The organism is Dactylosporangium sp. NPDC000244, assembly GCF_040300725.1.
Taxonomy (GTDB): Bacteria; Actinomycetota; Actinomycetes; order Mycobacteriales; family Micromonosporaceae; genus Dactylosporangium.
The window spans coordinates 17774-32759 of record NZ_JBEPEH010000019.1 but is presented as its reverse complement, the minus strand read 5'-3'; the positions used below and the strand labels follow the sequence as shown (position 1 = coordinate 32759).

Here is a 14986-nt window from a genome sequence, read left to right as displayed (position 1 = left end):
TCGCCGCAGCGGAACCGGCAGCGCGGCGCGGGATCACGAGCGGGCCTCCTGCGGCTGCGGAAGACTGACCGGCTGGGCGGGGCGCTGTGCCGGGCCGGTGTTGCGGCTGCCACGGCCGGGGGTGCGGATGGCGGAGGGGGTACGGGCGATGACGGCGTATCCGGCGGCCTGCGCCGGTACGGCGAGCTCGTCGCCGTCGTCGTTGAGGTCGGGCCGCCAGTGGCTGATCGGGACGAGGCCGGGCGGGATGAGGTCAAGGCCATCGACGAGCGCGGCGACCTGGTCGAAGGTGCGGGCCTGGAACGTGCCGTGCCGGCCGGGAGGGAGCGCGTCGAGCTTGGCGCGAACCCCGGCGGGCAGGGGGTCGAAGGTGGTGTGCGAGATCGCGACGTGACTGCCCGGCGGCAACCCATCCAGCAGGGCGCGGACAAGGTCGGCCGGGCGCTCGTCATCGGGGATGAAGTGCAGCACGGCCAGGATCAGCAAGCCGACGGGCTGGTCGTGGTCGAGGCCGGTGATGGCGGGGCTGGCGAGGATGCCGTGCGGGTCGCGGAGGTCGGCTTCGAGGTAGCCGATGGGTGCGCAGCCGTCGCCGGGGACGAGTAAGGCACGGGCATGGGCCATCACGATCGGGTCGTGGTCGACGTAGACGACGCGGGTGTCCGGCGCGTGCTGGTGAGCGATCTCGTGCACGTTCGGCGGCTTGGGCATCCCGACGCCGACATCGACGAGCTGGCGGACGCCGGCCTCGGCGACGAGGTAGCGCACGGCGCGGTGCATGAACCGGCGCAGCTCGTGTGCCGCGACGCCGATGTCCGGGAACGCTGCGGTGAGCGCTGCTGCGGACGCGCGGTCGTCGTGGAGGTTGTCTTTCCCGCCGAGGAGGAAGTCATACCGGGACGCGGTCCGGGGGCCGTCGGGCAGCGTGAACAGCGTGGTGGGCTGGTGTGGGGTGGTGTCGGTCATGGTGTGTCCTGGGCGGAGCCGGCGGGGACGCCGGCGAAGGTAGGGCCGAGCATCGCCGGGTCGAGATCGATGCGGATCGGCAGGTGGTCGGAGAGCAGACGTGTAACGGGTGTGTCGATGACTCGGTAGCCGCCCAGCGCTTGCGGTCGGGTGGTCCAGATCGCGTCCAACCGCCGGGACAGATCCGTGCCCATGTGGCCGCCGGTCGGCTGCCAGGGCGCCCGCAGGTGGGCTGCGGCGTCGTGCAGGCCGCAGCGGTGCAGCAGTTCGGTGGGGCGCCGGTCGGCTCGGGGTGGGGTGTCCGGGTCGTCGCTCCACCGCACGTGGCGCCAGACCTTCCGCGCAGGGAGCGCCGACCAGTCCGGTTCGGGATCGTAGGTGGGGTCGGCGCCGAAGGTGTTCCAGTCGCCCGCGATGACCGTGGCTTGCCCGGGGTCATCGAGCAGTCCGGTGATGGTCCGGGCGTCGGCGAGGCGATGCTCAGGATCCCAGGGGGCCAGATGGGTGACAGCGACCCGCAGCGGGACGGCGGCCCCGACGTCGAGTTGGACGACGCCGAGTCCGTGCCAGAGGGGCAGGCGGTGGCTGCGCTGAGACAGTGCCGTGAAGTCGGGGCGCCACAGGATCGCCATGTGGCAATGGGACCGGCGTGCGGGTACCGCCATGCCTGCCATCCCGGCTGCCTCGGCGATGGCGGCCACGTGCCGGTCCAGTGTGGACAGATCGTCGCCGTCGTCCCAGATCTCATGCAGGCACAGCACATCCGGCCGTTCGAAGCGCAGCAGCTCATGCTGCTGCCGCCGCGTCGCTACCGCGGACTTGCCGTAATCCTTCAAGTTGTAGCTCAGCACGCTGATCGTCGCGCTCATCTCGTCTCCATCCCACGGTGCGCAGCCGTGCCGGCCACGTCACACGGCTCACCCGGTCCGTTGACGCTCCGGCACCGTCGCCCGCGGCGGCGTCGCGGCCATGCAAGCTGAGGTCCGATGTCGAACGGTGCGACGGTGATCACGATGCGGTTCCCCTCCGGTTGCGGGACGCCGTCATCGGGTGCATTGCTGCGGGTGTCGCACGGCGGGTGGCGAGCCGCCAGAGGGCGTTCGGGATCGTGGGCCGCCGCGCGACGGTGTGCCATTCGGGTTCGCCGTGCCGCAGGAAACCCTGCTCGACGAGACCGGCGTCGATGCCGGGCAGGTGCGCCAGGCCCCAGATCAGCACGGTGTCCCGATCGGTGCTGGCAACACCGTGCAGCGCACCGGCATTGCGGGCCTTGATCAGCACGTCGAATTCGGTATGACGGCGGCCGGCGACCTGGACGACGCTGCGGTCCTGGGACATGGTCCCCATGAGCACCGCGATGCCAAGCCGCATGAGATTGAGACCGTTGGGGTTGTCGGCGGTCCCGCCGAACCGGCGCAGCTTGTCCCGCGCGACCGTGCGGGCGAGCGCCGGGCCGAGACGGCGGATGATCTCCAGGAAGTCAAGGTCGACGATCTGCCAGGTCGGCGGATATTCCAGGCCGTCGAGTTGTCCGACCCAGCCGAGCGCGGCGACTCGCTGATCCTGTACGACATCGGCATTCCGCAGCTGTGCGAGCAGCTGCCGCTCGTCGTCGGTCGCGGTGGCGTCGTCGCAGGGCAGCAGGCGGGAGCCTTCGCAGTGGATGACGGCGCCGTTGGCTTCGAGCTTGTCGATCGCCTCGCGAAGCCCCACGAAGTACCGGGGCTCACCGAGGTGGAAAGTGCCGATCACGGTGACCGTGCGGTCCGTGACCGGATGTCTGAAGGTTCGGATCGAGGTCTGCACCTCGCGGCGCTGGTTGACAAGCTGCACGTACTCGGCCGTCATGCGGTGTGTACTCCTGTACGCGAGGTATGAGATCGATCGACTGGCGGCGTGCGCGGGGGCCGGGCAGCCGGGGAAACGGGCAGGTCAGCATCCCGGTGCCGCCGGCGGCGGTTACGAGAACCGGGGGGTCATCAGGCGGTCCCGGCGTGGACGACGGCGACGAGGAACGGGATGACGTCGGTGTGGGCTGGGATGCCTTGCAGGGCCAACGTGACGGGGGCGTCGATGTGTTCGTGCTGGTCGAGGCAGGGGTCGGTGACGTGGTAGGCGGTGCGGTGGCGGTCGCTGCGGTGGATGAAGCCCCGGTTGGCGCGCTGCCACCGCCGTTCGCGGTCTTCCGTGCTGGCGTCGACCTCGGTGGTGGTGTCGTGGGCGCCGTAGGTGATGGCCGCTCGTGCCATCACGGCGACGGCCTGTTCGTGCTGGTGGCAGTCGCCGAGCAGGTGCATCAGGTCGGTGCCGGCGAGCAGCCCGGCGAGCCGCTGCTCCGGGTCGGCCGGGTCGAGGTGTTCGAGGGCGTCGTGCCAGGCCGCGGTGGCATGGTCACGGGCTTCGGCGCAGTGCCCGGCAGCGTGCAGCGCGGCAGCGAACTCGAACTGTGCACTGATCGCGGCGGGAATGTCGCCGGAGTCGGTGCCATGGTTACTGGCCTCGGCGGCGGCGTCGATCGCTTCGGCGTGCGCGCCATACAGTGTCGCCGCGCGCACGAACATGGAGATGAGCGCGGTCCAGCCGGTGCCGCGGTCGGGGTCGAGGGCGTCGGCGGCGTGCCGGGCATAGCGGCCCCACGGCAGGACGGACGCGTCGCGTTCGTCGGGGAGGTGTTCGACGGCGTTGGTGAGGTGACACAGCGCGATCCGGGCCAGGCCCTGTGACGGCGGGCTGGTCGTGGGGTCGTGTTCGGCGAGGTGCTGCCGGACGGCGGCGATCGCGTCGTCGATGCGGTGCTGGTCATACAGATGCACGATGTGGCGCAGGGCCCGCTGGTGCGGGATGTCGGCCGCGGCGGCCAGGTTGGTCGCGCATTTGGTGTGGGTGCAGGCCGCGTCTGGGTGGAACGTGCGGAGGTGCTCGAGCATGTTCTGCCGCGACTCCTCGAATGTCACGAGCCAGCCGGCCAGCACGTCGGTCCGGTCGTTGAAGTAGGCGCCGTCGAACGGGGAGGTAAGGCCGAGGGCGTGGATGTCGTCGTGCCGGTGGCAGGCGTCGAACATCGAGGCCACGCTCAGGTACTGCGTGACACCGGTGACGTCGCGGCCGGTACTGATCGCCTCGTAGGCGACGAGGGCGGCGGCGGCCTCGGTAAGCGCCTCAGCGCAGAACCCGGCGCGGTGCAGCCGCCGCGCCAGCTCCAGCCGGACGGCGACCACCTCACCGACCCCGGCACGGCCAGCGAGCGCGGCGAGGGCGGCGCGGCACGCGTCGATCCCGGCCTGCGCGGCGCCGCGGCGGTCCGCCACGTGCAGCGCGACCCTAGTCGCGGCCGTGATCTCATCGACGCGCGCGCCCGGCGTGGCCAGGGTGGACCGGTGCGCGTAGGAAGCCCAGGCGGCGGCGTCGGCCTCCTGCTGGTCGGCGCCGGGGAACAGCACGAAGCGGGTCGCGACCCGGATCAGGCCGACGTCGGCCGGTGCCGTTTCGGGGTCATGGCCGGCCAGCAGCGCACCGTAGAACCTGGCGCCGACCGCGCCGCCGTGCGCGATCGGGCAATCCAGCCGGGCACATCGTGTATCGGCGTGATGCTGCCCCGTATGGGCTTGGAAGTCCGGGGACAGCACGTGGAGCAGGTCACCGGTGTCCGCCACGAGCGTCACCAGCGCCACCGCCGCCAACCCGGCCGGATACCGGCCGAGCCGGGCCACGAGCGCGGCGGCATCGTCGTGGCGGTGGCAGGACTCCAGCGCCATGAAGACCCCGACTGCAGCGGCGATGTCGTCCGCCGGGGCGGCCAGGCCGAGGTCGAAGATCGGTTCGACCGCGACCAGCCCCTCGTCAGCGGCCTCCGCGCACCGGCCGATCGCATGCAGTTCCGAGGCCAGATAGCCGTGCAGGCGCCGGGCGCGCACGGTATCACCGCGGGCGGCGGCAACCTGGATCGCCTCACGCCGCACGATCAGGGCTTCCTCGGGCTGGCCGGCCCGAAGCAGGGCATGGGTGAGCGCGCCCACACCGACTTGCAGGGTGTCCAGGTCAGGGCCATCCGCGTGCAGCTGGTGGGCAGCGGCGTAGGCCCAACGGGCCCACGCCAGAGGTTCCGGGATCGCGGCCGGGTCAGCGTCGACCGCCTGCACATACCAGCCGACGGCGTCGATGAGGTCTTCGTCCGCCACGGCGGTCTGCGGGTCCTGCCCGCGCAGGTAGGTCTTCACCATCAGCTGGGCGGCCTCGGCGGCGCGACCGTCCTCTAACAGGCGCTCGGCGCGGACCAGGGCGCACCGGCCAGTCATCCGTAGCCGGATCGGGCGGCGGGAACGGCCCATCAGCACACCCCTTCCGGTCCGGACGCGTCCGCTGCCGTCGGGTCCTGGCGGGCGCAGACCTTGCGATGGTGGATGATCGTGGCGGGCATCGTGACGGCGAACGCGTCGTAGCCGGCTTTCAGCGGGTGATCGCTGCTGGGCAGTGTGAACTGGGCGAGGTTGCGCACGGCGGCGGCTTCATCAAACCGGTGGCAGGCGATGAGCATGCTGACGAACTGCAGCATGATCCACAGCGAGTCGGGACTGGCCGGGTCGTAGCGGCTGATCCACGCCTGCCACGCGGCCTCGGACTGCTCGATCGCTGCGTCGCAGCGGCCCGCGGCGTGGAACTGCTCGGCCAGCTCCATCCGCTGGATCAGGTGCGCGTCGATGTTGCCGTGGTCGAGGTGCACCTGGATCAGGTCCCGGCGTATCCGGTTGGCCTCGTCGAACCGGCCGCGCACGTACAGCACGCCGGCCAGGTTGTCCATCGCCGCGAGGGTGGTGGCATGGTCCGGGCCGCAGCGGGCGCGCGCCGCCTGGTATGCGTATCCGGCCCAGGCGACGTCGTCGGGCACAAGGTCCGGGGTCGGTTCGGCGAGGCGTGAGTACAGCATCGCCGCCTCGATGAGCCACTCGTCTGGCAGCGCGGTGGCCGGATCGAGCTCGCGAAGGACATCGGCGAGCACGGCGGCGGCCGGCCCGTCCGCATCGATCTCGGCGAGCAGCCCGGCAAAGATGATGCTGTCGCTGCGGGTAGTCCCGTCGGCGGTCGTCATCCGCGCCCACCACCCAGGCAGGCGTCCGCGCCATCAGGTGATCCGAGCCGTGCTGATGCGGGCGGCATATTCGGGCAGTTGGGGAGGTGACCCGCGGGTGTGAACGTCCGCGAGCGCGGCCGTGCCCCCGGTTCGTCGTCTGGGGGCTGCTCAGCGAAGCGGTCGCGCGTCGCCGAACCGTCACCGGTTACCGATGCAGATGGGTCGGCGACGATCAAGGCGTACAGGTCGTCGCTGATCCAGCTGAAGAACTGCTGGGTCAGGCAGCCGGGGCAGGCGCCGGGCTGATCCAGCGAGGCGGCGGCGAGGTTCCCGGTCAGGGTGAGCCCGACCCCGCGGCCGTTGCCAGCGTAGACCGCGGCGGTGAGGCTGGCCTGCTGGACGGCGCACGGCCAGGGTGTTGCGCAGGTGGCGCAGCACCAGGCCGGCCGCCGCGGCTGATGCGCCGCCATCAACCACGCCGAGGGGGGATCGGTGCCCCAAATCGGCAGCAGCAGCACCGTCGACGGCACCGCAACCCGCTCGCCGGCTGTCGCCAGCGGGGCTATTCCAGCAGGGTCCGACGCCGGGGCGACGGTGACATGCCCGGCGATGACCCGCACCGAGACGGCGGCACCGGCGCCCGGCAGCACCGTACGGAAGACTCCGGCGACTCGGCCATCGCTGATCGCATCGGCGACTTCGCGGGCAAGGTCCCGTACGTTTGGGATCTCGCTGGCCGTTGCCGATGCCGCGCCGATCGGGACCGTGCACTGCATCGTTACCGAGATCGCCGCGACCGTTTCGGGGGAGGCGTATGCGGTCATGCCCGGTCGCTCCATTCTCGCGGTTCGGTGGAATTGCCTCGTGCTGTGGTTAGGGTTCCGGGTGGCCGGGGTTGTCCCATCGCGATGGCCGGCTTGTCCGTGTCGTGACGTTCGTTGATGGAGGGCATTAGCGGGTCCCCGTTCCGGTGCTGCCACCGGCTGAGACCTGCGGCACGAGCACCAGATCGCGGTCGGCGCCGCGGTCGGCGAGCAGGCCCGCCACGCCGTGGGCGTCGTGCGGGCTACCGCCGGTGGTCCCGGCGCGGGCCAGGAGCTGCTGTGCTGCCGCGGCGTGATGGGGTGTCACAGCCTCGATGCGGTTCTCGGCAGCTCGCGGGCCGAGGTACGGCGCAAGCGCTGATACCGGCCACGACGGTGCCCGGTCGTCGGATGCGACGACCGCGACGAGATCGGTGGGCCAGCCCAGCAGCCGCAACGCGGCATCCGCGGCGACGCACGTCCCTGCGTCGTACGGCATCCAGAGCACCGGCGGCGGTTCGACCAGTCCGCTGAACACGTCCACGAGGAATGCCGCCAGCGCGTAGAGGCAGTGATTGCCCCACGGGCCGGGTACGTTGCCATCGACGGCCTCGGTCTGAGCGGCACGCCGTTTGCTCGCCCGGACCGCGTCGGCGTAACCGCCATCGACGAGCTGCACGGCGGCCGACACCCCGGGCGACCAGTCACGCGATCCACGGTGACCATCGCGATCGTCTCTGCTTGGCGCTGCTGGTTGGAACAGCGTCGGTTCGATTTCGTTGAGCTGGGCGATGGCGCTGACCGTGCCGCTGTAGACGCGGCACGGCTCGCACGCGCCACAGACCGCGAAGACCAGGTGCAGGCCATGCTCGTGTTTGGCGCGCTGCACCGTGTCCGTGGCGAGCAGGGCCGCGAACCGGCGGGCGAACGGCACCGTCACCACGCGGCTGCCCTCCGGTATCCCGGGCAGCGCCTGGGGCCGGGGTGGTGGCAGCGGACGGTTGAGGGGCATGTCGGCTCCGTGCAGAAGATGCGGTGGGCTTGCCTGGGCTGTCGTCGCGATTCGCGTCCGGCGGTGCGGGGTGGCCCGGGCCGCCGGGAGGCAGGCAGTCCGGAGCCACCCCGCGCGGACGGCGGGCGAACCCTCGGCGGTGGAGGTGCACCGCCGTCCGTCCGCGCCCGGCCGCCAGCCGCGTGGGCGGCGTCGCCGGGCGTCCGCGCCGAACCCGTGCTGCGCGTGGCTCGCAGGACGGGTCCGGTGCCGGTACCGCTGCTGGTGCTCAGCTGTCGAGGGCGCCATGGGTCGGGCCTAGCCGTACACCGAGACCGCGGTCTCGGCGATGAGCGCCTCGGCGATTTCGACGATCACCCGGACGGCGCGGGTGCGCCGCCCGACCCGGGCCAGCATCGCCTGCAGTTCCGCGCGCAGGTCCAAGCCCAGCCCGTCGAGATACAACACCGAGGGCAGGTCGAGGGCGCGGATGAGCCCGGCCAGGGCGTCGGTCTGCGGATCAGGCTTGTCGATGGTCCGCAGAACGCCGCTGAGCCGGCTCCGGACTCGCGAGATGACCATTTCGTCGGTGGGCGGGTAGGTGGTGACCTTCCCGCCGAGCCTCCGCCGCCGGGTGACTTCCGCCGCGAGGTCCCCAGCGATGAGCCCGGCCGCGGTGCGCTGGTAGGCGTGCGTGGCGAGCTGCTGCAGGGCGTCGCGGACGGTCATCGACGGGTGGTATTCGTGGATCGCGGTCTCCGGCCTGTAGACGTCCAGCAGCCGCATGGCCCAGTCGGCGACCGGGTCGCCGGTCAGGTTTCGGCTGCCGACGATGATGCCGGCCCCGCCGTCGCTGACCGTGATCCGCTCGATCGGGTGGAGGAGGTCGATCAGGATCGCCGCGGCCAAACCGATCGACAGGGCGTTGGGGTGCACCAAGGGTTCGCCGGTGTCGGAGTGGGCGATGAAGAACAACTCGACCCGCAGCGGATGGCGGGTACCGCCGGGCTGCGGCTGGCCGATCAAGGGTGTGGACATCGTCGGTCACCGCGACGGCCAGGCCATTCGGCGGCCCAGCTCACGCAGCCGCTGATGCACCCCGTGATAGCCGCTCACCCTGTCCCCGCCGGCCGCAGCCAGGTATTCGGTGCGGATCGCGGCGGTCATCGTGTAGTTCGGGTCGCACACGTTGCCCGGTGCAGCCTGCCCGGCCTGCGACACCAGCTGGTAGGCGTCCAGCACGTCCAGGCCGGTCAGTTCGGCGGTCCAGGTGACCAGGTCGAGCTGGCTGATCCGGAACGCGTCCTCCAGGGGGCGGGCCGCGCCGACCGACGCCAGCTCGTCGTCGGTCTCCAACCGCGGCCACGGCGTCGCCACGCCCTTGATGACATCCACGGCGACGGCGACGTCCATCGCGCACTCCACCGCGACCCCGCACACCTCGCCCTGGCCCTGCCGGGCGTGGCCGTCGCCGAAGGAGAACATCGCCCCGGGCACGTTCACACCCAGGTACAGGGTCGCGCCCGGCCGCAGCCGCGGCGTGTCCAGGTTCCCGCCCCAGGCGTCGGGCACGATGCTGGACCGCACCTCCTCATCGGCCGGGGCCACCCCGACGGTGCCGAGCATCGGGTCCAGCGGCAGGACCCGGCTCTGCTCGCCGCGGCGAGCCTGGAACCGCACCGTACCGGCGGCGACGTCGATGTCATAGCGCCACACGAGCTCCGGCAGCGGCTCGTGCAGCATCGCCGTCGCGTGCGTGCCGGTCAGGGCCCCGAAGTGCGGGAAGAGCGCCGACATGCCCCAAGGCCGGGACGGGGTGATGTCGATGAAGTGCAGCGCGAGGGTGTCGCCGGGTTCCGCGCCGGGCACCCGGAAAGGGCCGGTGACCGGGTTGAACCGCCGGCACACCTGTGACGGCAGATCCTCGACCGTGCGCACGGCGCCGCCGAAGCAGTCTTCGGTGCTCGTGCGCAGCACCTGGCCGGGCAGCACGTCGGCGATCGGGTAACGTCCGCCGAACTGGAACGTCAGATCTGGCTCGGTCATCGTGTGTTCGACCACCGGCGGCAGCCCCTGAACTGCCCCGGCAGCGGCCGTTCGCTTCGCCTCGGTCATGACGCCTCCCCGGACGTGCTGGAGGCGTCGGTCATCCCGGACAGCGTGGGGCGGCGCCCGGCGGCGTAGAGGCCGATCAGCACGACGGCGCCGAGGCCGAGCCAGACCAGCGCGAGGCGCTGCGCGGCGACGTTGGCGTTGATCACCACGTAGAGCAGGATCGCGAACCCGCACGCCGGCATGAGCAGGTACGAGAACAGGTTCCGCGACCGGCGGCGGCCCAGATAGTGCCAGACCACCGCGACGTGCAGGACCAGGAACGCGCACAGGGCCCCGAAGTTGATCAGCGACGAGAGCAGCGCGATCCCGTCCGAGCGCCAGGCCATGTAGAGGCCGATCCCGGCCGACAGGACCGCGGTCAGGACCACCGCGTTCGCGGGCACGTTGTGCTTGCGCGACACCTTCCCCAGGAAGCTCGGCAGCTGCCGGTCCCGGGCCATCGCGAACAACAGCCGGGAGGTGGCAACCTGCGCGACCATCGAGTTCGCCACACCCCAGGCGATCGCCGTGGCCACCGCGGTCAACGTCGCCAGCCACGCCCCGCCCGCGACCCGGGCCGCGTCGTAGAACGCCACCCCATCCGGATCGCCATTCGCGAGGAGCCCGTCCCGGTCGGGCACGAGCGGCGCCGCCACCCACGTCTGCGCGATGAACAGCACCCCGGCCAGACCGAGCGCGGCGTACATCGCCCGGCCGATCTGCCGCGCCCCGCCCCGGTTCTCCTCGGCCAGCATCGAGATCCCGTCGAAGCCCAGGAACGACAGCACCGCCACCGACACCGCCCCGGCCACCACCGTGCCGGTGAACGTGCCCGGGTTGAAGATCGGCGACCACACCGACCCGTGGCCCTTCCCGGACAGGAGCGCGTGCCCGGCGGCGGCCAGGAAGATGACCAGGACGATCGCCTCACCGGCCAGCATCACCATCGTGATCCGGGCGGTCATCTTGATCCCGAACACGTTCACGACCGTGTTGAACACCACGAACCCGATCAGCCACAGCCACACCGGAATCGCCGGGACGATCGAGTGCATCGCCACCGACGCGATCAGATACAGCAGACTCGGGACCAAGAGGTAGTCGAGGAGGATCGCCCAGCCGGCCAGGAACCCGACCGGCGCGCCGATGCCGCGCCCGGCGTAGTTGTAGACCGATCCGGCCAGGGGGAACGCCTTCACCATCTTCGCGTACGACGAGGCCGTGAACAGCATCGCCACCATCCCGACCGCGTACGCGAGGGCGACCATCCCACCGGACGCCTGGAACACGCCGCCGAAGATCCCGAACGGCGCGATCGGGACCATGAACACGAGGCCGTACACCACCAGGTCCCGCAGGCCGAGCGAGCGGCGCAACTGCGGCCGATACCCACCCGTCCGCGCTCCTGCGCCTCCTGCCGGAACCGGCAGCTGCTCAGTGGCACTCATCGTCGTTTCCTCCCCAAACGCAATCGGTGGCACCGCCGACCGACCGCCGGCGGGCATGGTTCATCCGCGCGTCACCGCCTGACGCGCCGATGCCTTGCCGTGTGCGTGAACTGTGGAATCTGGCCGCCGCCATCAGCCTGCGCAGTGACGGCGGCCAGAAGCTTTAGAGCCGCCAGACGAACACCAGATCGTCGGCCGCCGTCCTGACTCGGATGGCAGCGAACAGCCGTTGGAAGACCTGGCCGAGTTCGCCCTCTGCCACGCCCGTCACCAGCAGGACTGACTCGGCTTCGACCCGATCGCGGACGAGCCGTTCGACCAGCTCCGCGTCGACACTGTCGCGCCGGCAGCCGCAGAGGAACGTGTACTGCCGCTGGCCGCCTGCGCCCCACGACGGCACCAGCAATTGGTCACAGTGATCACAGCTGAGGAGGCAGCCGAGTTCGAACCGGGCCTCAGCACCCTTTGGCAGCGTGACAAGCATCGTTGGCGCACCACCCTCCTCGTCTCTGGGACCGATGCTGCTTGGCCCTCCGTAGATCCACATGTCACGTTTAGTGCGACACGGAAGTAGCTTGGCCCAGCAATAGACCAGCGCGGATTACCAGGAATGGTGAGAATTTCCCCCACCCTGACAACTCGCGGACCTGCGCATATAGAGATCGAAAAGCCGGCAGGTACCCAGCGGATGGCGGCGCTGGCCACCATCACATGTATCGCTGACGCCGTCGACGGCGATAACGTCCAGGCAGCAGATGTCAGGAGGTGTGAAGCGATGCCTCGAACAACCGGGACCAAGGTTGAACGCGACGAGGTCCGCCACGCCCTGACAAGACTGGGCGCGACCCCGGCCGCAGTAGCGGTGGAGCTTCAGCGCAGGTTCGGGCTCCGCCCGCGAGAGGCGTACCGGCAGGCGCACGGCTGGACGCAAGACGCCGTAGCTGCCCAACTCAACGCTTCTAGCGCCGGATCAGCTGCCTACACGGGCGCACGCATCAGTGACTACGAGCGCTGGCCGGTCGGGGGCCGCCGACCGACCTTCCCGGCCCTAGTGGCCTTGGCGACGGCATACGGCACGACACCCACGGCGCTCGTCGACCTCGACGATCTCGCCGCGATGCCCGAAGCGGAGCGTTCGTTGCTCCTGCGCAGCGCCTCAACCGCCTCCACAGAGACTCCCTACAGCCCACCTTTGGCCATCTCTGGCGAACACGGCCGCACCATACGGTGGAATGTTGGAGACCTACTGGACGAGACGGAGTTGATCATCGCCGTGACGGAACGGACCGCTGAGTTCGGAGCATGGGCCGAATCGTCGAACGTCGGCCCGATGACCATCGACGACGTCGCTGCCACTACGCGCAGGATTGCCATCGACTACCTGACGCAGTCGCCGGTGCCCATCTACGCCCGGACTGGCCTGCTTGCCGATCGTGTCTTCCGCCTGCTGCAAACCGGCCACCAGCATCCTGACCAAACCCGTGAGCTCTACATTTGGGCCGGCTACCTCTGCACGCTGCTTGCCTGGATGGCAGGAGATCTGGGCCATCAGGCAGCGGCGGAGTCTCAGGCTCGCACGGGCTGGATGTGCGCGGAAATGGTCGGCGACGACACGTTGCGTGCATGGGTTCTCTCGACGATGAGCAAGGTCCATCTTTGGGACCAGCGGTACGAAGACGCCGCCGCCGTAGCGGCGCGGGGCCTCGCCAAGGCACCGAACGGCACCGTGGGTGTCATGCTCGCTTGCCAGGAGGCGGACGCATGGGCCGAGATCGGCGCGGCCGAACCCGCCCTTGAAGCACTTCGTCGTGCTGAGGACGCCCGTCAGCGAGCTGGCTCCGACGCGGTCGGTGGCCTGCTCGCCTGCGGCGAGATCCGCCACCATAACTATGCCGGCGCCGTTCTGCTGCGCATAGGACAGCCGGTCGAAGCCATATGGCACGCAGATCAGGCCCTCACTAGGGCCGTAGGAGATCCATCTGCTGCCTACGGCACGCTCGCCCAGGTCCGCATCTGGGCAGCGTCGGCGCACGTCGCCGCCAACAGCCTTGACGGCGCGGTGGAGGTACTGAACCCCGTTCTCGAGCTGCCGACGGAGCAACGACTCGACACGGTCGCCCGGCGACTGCGGGAAGTGGATCGGCTCATCAGCTCGAAGCCGACGCTTCGCGCCAGCCCAGATGCCCGTGGGCTCCAAGCGGCCATCCGTGAATTCTGCGCTGGAAGTGTCAGCCGCCAGCTGCCCGCATGAGGATTGGAGAGCACCTGATGTCGACCGCACACGCAGCTGAGGTTCGCAACCATTGGTACTGGCGCCCGGGCTGGGGCGTCGGCTCCCGCTTCTACACTTGGCACATCACGTTCAGCGACCAGCCGTCGGTGGCATCACTCGCCGACGAGTACCGCGACGTGCTCTCCTCGCAACCTTCCCTGGACGTCATCCCCGTCGAGTGGCTGCACCTGACCATGCAGGGCATCGGATTCGTCGACCAGGTCCCGCCAGCGGAAGTGGACGCGATCGTTGAGGCCGCCCGGGTGCGATGTGCGGCGCTCAGCCCTATGAAGCTCACCATCGGGTCACCCCATGTCGACTCGGAGTCGATCCAGATCGCGGTTCAGCCGGCGGAGCCGATCCGGCAGCTGCGGTCGGCGATCCGTAGCGCGATCGCCAACGTGTGGGGCGCGGATCGGGTACCGGAGGCAGCCGAGCCGTACAACCCACACATGAGTCTCGCGTACATCAACGCCCCCGGACCTGGCACGCCGCTCGTGCAGATGCTCAACGACGCCCCACAGATCACGGCCGACGCGCTCGTTACCTCGTGCCAGCTCATCGTGCTGAACAGGGACGAAGGCATGTACGTCTGGGAACCGCATGCCACCATCACCATCGGTCGCGGATAGGGGCTACTGGCTTGGCAACGACTTGACGTTGCACGCCCGGGAGTCTGCCCGCGCCCAGGATGACCGACATCTCGTTGATCGATCGACCGCATCCCAGTGGATCAGGATCTCCGTAATGTCCACCATGGTGAAACTTCTCCTCGCCATCGGCTCCCTCGCCCTCCCGGCGAGGGAGAACCTTCCATGATCGCGACAACCACACCCCGACACCGCCGTGCGGCTCATGGCGGCCTACCAGGAGGCGGCGCTACGCACCAGGTCCGCTCATGTTCCCCCGGGGAATTACGTGACCGACCCCGTCAGAGGTGGGGAATTACCTATCGCGGAGCCAGCAACGTGGAAAATGTCGTGCCGACAGCAGACCTCGCCCGGCGCTGCGACAGTCTTCTCCGTTATGGCGGCAAGTTCGTTGGACTGTGGGCCGCGGTCGAGGCGGAGGAGCGGGGCGTCCAGGTTGCGCCGGGCACCGTGGAACGGGTCGTTGCGCGGATCGCGACGGGATTTAGCCGTTCCGCGTTGCCATGCACGAGGCGGCGGGCGATGTCCTGACCCATAGCCACGGCGGCTTCGGGAGGAACTTGGCGCGGCACAGCAGGTGTTTCTCGTGTCCGACCCGGTCGGCGAGACCGGCGTCCGCGTGCAGCACTTTTTCGTCTGTTGACTGGGAGCGCTTTGACCCGCAACGTCGGTCCGGGCCGGAGTTCACCGATCC

General features: G+C 70.0%; 13 protein-coding genes. 2 read left to right on the top strand and 11 right to left on the bottom strand.

Going from position 1 to position 14986, the window contains the following annotated elements; all coding sequences use genetic code 11:
- Window positions 1–33: 33 nt before the first annotated feature.
- The 11 genes from ABT369_RS26425 to ABT369_RS26375 form a co-directional block, all read right to left on the bottom strand.
- Complete coding sequence (locus ABT369_RS26425; protein ID WP_350615813.1) at window positions 34–966, bottom strand: SAM-dependent methyltransferase; 933 nt, start codon at window positions 964–966, stop codon at window positions 34–36.
- A complete protein-coding gene (locus tag ABT369_RS26420; protein WP_350615812.1) occupies window positions 963–1835 on the bottom strand; it encodes an endonuclease/exonuclease/phosphatase family protein in 873 nt (290 codons plus the stop codon). Before ABT369_RS26420 ends, ABT369_RS26425 begins: the two co-directional genes overlap by 4 nt.
- A gap of 139 nt (window positions 1836–1974) precedes the next feature.
- Window positions 1975–2814 carry a hypothetical protein gene (locus tag ABT369_RS26415; protein WP_350615811.1) on the bottom strand — a complete coding sequence of 280 codons (840 nt, stop codon included), beginning with the start codon at window positions 2812–2814 and terminating at the stop codon, window positions 1975–1977.
- Between the two features lie 131 nt (window positions 2815–2945).
- Entirely contained in the window at window positions 2946–5294 is a 2349-nt protein-coding gene (locus tag ABT369_RS26410; RefSeq protein ID WP_350615810.1) for a hypothetical protein, read from the bottom strand.
- Entirely contained in the window at window positions 5294–6052 is a 759-nt protein-coding gene (locus ABT369_RS26405; protein ID WP_350615809.1) for a tetratricopeptide repeat protein, read from the bottom strand. Before ABT369_RS26405 ends, ABT369_RS26410 begins: the two co-directional genes overlap by 1 nt.
- The gene (locus ABT369_RS26400) at window positions 6049–6858 is read right to left on the bottom strand and encodes a hypothetical protein (RefSeq protein WP_350615807.1); all 810 of its coding nucleotides are present in this window, start codon (window positions 6856–6858) and stop codon (window positions 6049–6051) included. Before ABT369_RS26400 ends, ABT369_RS26405 begins: the two co-directional genes overlap by 4 nt.
- Before the next feature lie 127 nt (window positions 6859–6985).
- A complete protein-coding gene (locus ABT369_RS26395) occupies window positions 6986–7849 on the bottom strand; it encodes a hypothetical protein (protein ID WP_350615805.1) in 864 nt (287 codons plus the stop codon).
- Between the two features lie 297 nt (window positions 7850–8146).
- A complete protein-coding gene (locus ABT369_RS26390) occupies window positions 8147–8866 on the bottom strand; it encodes a GOLPH3/VPS74 family protein (RefSeq protein WP_350615803.1) in 720 nt (239 codons plus the stop codon).
- A 6-nt stretch (window positions 8867–8872) separates the two neighbouring features.
- Entirely contained in the window at window positions 8873–9874 is a 1002-nt protein-coding gene (locus ABT369_RS26385) for an acetamidase/formamidase family protein (RefSeq protein WP_350615801.1), read from the bottom strand.
- Window positions 9875–9939: 65 nt separating this feature from the next.
- A complete protein-coding gene (locus ABT369_RS26380) occupies window positions 9940–11370 on the bottom strand; it encodes an APC family permease (protein WP_350615800.1) in 1431 nt (476 codons plus the stop codon).
- Between the two features lie 163 nt (window positions 11371–11533).
- The gene (locus tag ABT369_RS26375) at window positions 11534–11854 is read right to left on the bottom strand and encodes a hypothetical protein (RefSeq protein ID WP_350615799.1); all 321 of its coding nucleotides are present in this window, start codon (window positions 11852–11854) and stop codon (window positions 11534–11536) included.
- Between the two features lie 204 nt (window positions 11855–12058).
- Between ABT369_RS26375 and ABT369_RS26370 the strand changes: the two genes are divergently transcribed.
- Together ABT369_RS26370 and ABT369_RS26365 are read left to right on the top strand one after the other, a co-directional pair.
- Window positions 12059–13621 carry a helix-turn-helix domain-containing protein gene (locus ABT369_RS26370; RefSeq protein ID WP_350615797.1) on the top strand — a complete coding sequence of 521 codons (1563 nt, stop codon included), beginning with the start codon at window positions 12059–12061 and terminating at the stop codon, window positions 13619–13621.
- A gap of 128 nt (window positions 13622–13749) precedes the next feature.
- The gene (locus ABT369_RS26365) at window positions 13750–14274 is read left to right on the top strand and encodes a 2'-5' RNA ligase family protein (protein WP_350615795.1); all 525 of its coding nucleotides are present in this window, start codon (window positions 13750–13752) and stop codon (window positions 14272–14274) included.
- Window positions 14275–14986: the final 712 nt, after the last annotated feature.

What these genes read in the sequence shown, in the direction of transcription:
- ABT369_RS26375 (WP_350615799.1), bottom strand. Translation starts at nt 11,854, where the DNA reads ATGCTTGTCACGCTGCCAAAGGGTGCTGAGGCCCGGTTCGAACTCGGC.
- ABT369_RS26385 (WP_350615801.1), bottom strand. Translation starts at nt 9,874, where the DNA reads ATGACCGAGCCAGATCTGACGTTCCAGTTCGGCGGACGTTACCCGATC.
- ABT369_RS26370 (WP_350615797.1), top strand. Translation starts at nt 12,059, where the DNA reads ATGGCGGCGCTGGCCACCATCACATGTATCGCTGACGCCGTCGACGGC.
- ABT369_RS26425 (WP_350615813.1), bottom strand. Translation starts at nt 966, where the DNA reads ATGACCGACACCACCCCACACCAGCCCACCACGCTGTTCACGCTGCCC.
- ABT369_RS26400 (WP_350615807.1), bottom strand. Translation starts at nt 6,858, where the DNA reads ATGACCGCATACGCCTCCCCCGAAACGGTCGCGGCGATCTCGGTAACG.
- ABT369_RS26380 (WP_350615800.1), bottom strand. Translation starts at nt 11,370, where the DNA reads ATGAGTGCCACTGAGCAGCTGCCGGTTCCGGCAGGAGGCGCAGGAGCG.
- ABT369_RS26395 (WP_350615805.1), bottom strand. Translation starts at nt 7,849, where the DNA reads ATGCCCCTCAACCGTCCGCTGCCACCACCCCGGCCCCAGGCGCTGCCC.
- ABT369_RS26410 (WP_350615810.1), bottom strand. Translation starts at nt 5,294, where the DNA reads ATGGGCCGTTCCCGCCGCCCGATCCGGCTACGGATGACTGGCCGGTGC.
- ABT369_RS26420 (WP_350615812.1), bottom strand. Translation starts at nt 1,835, where the DNA reads ATGAGCGCGACGATCAGCGTGCTGAGCTACAACTTGAAGGATTACGGC.
- ABT369_RS26415 (WP_350615811.1), bottom strand. Translation starts at nt 2,814, where the DNA reads ATGACGGCCGAGTACGTGCAGCTTGTCAACCAGCGCCGCGAGGTGCAG.
- ABT369_RS26405 (WP_350615809.1), bottom strand. Translation starts at nt 6,052, where the DNA reads ATGACGACCGCCGACGGGACTACCCGCAGCGACAGCATCATCTTTGCC.
- ABT369_RS26390 (WP_350615803.1), bottom strand. Translation starts at nt 8,866, where the DNA reads ATGTCCACACCCTTGATCGGCCAGCCGCAGCCCGGCGGTACCCGCCAT.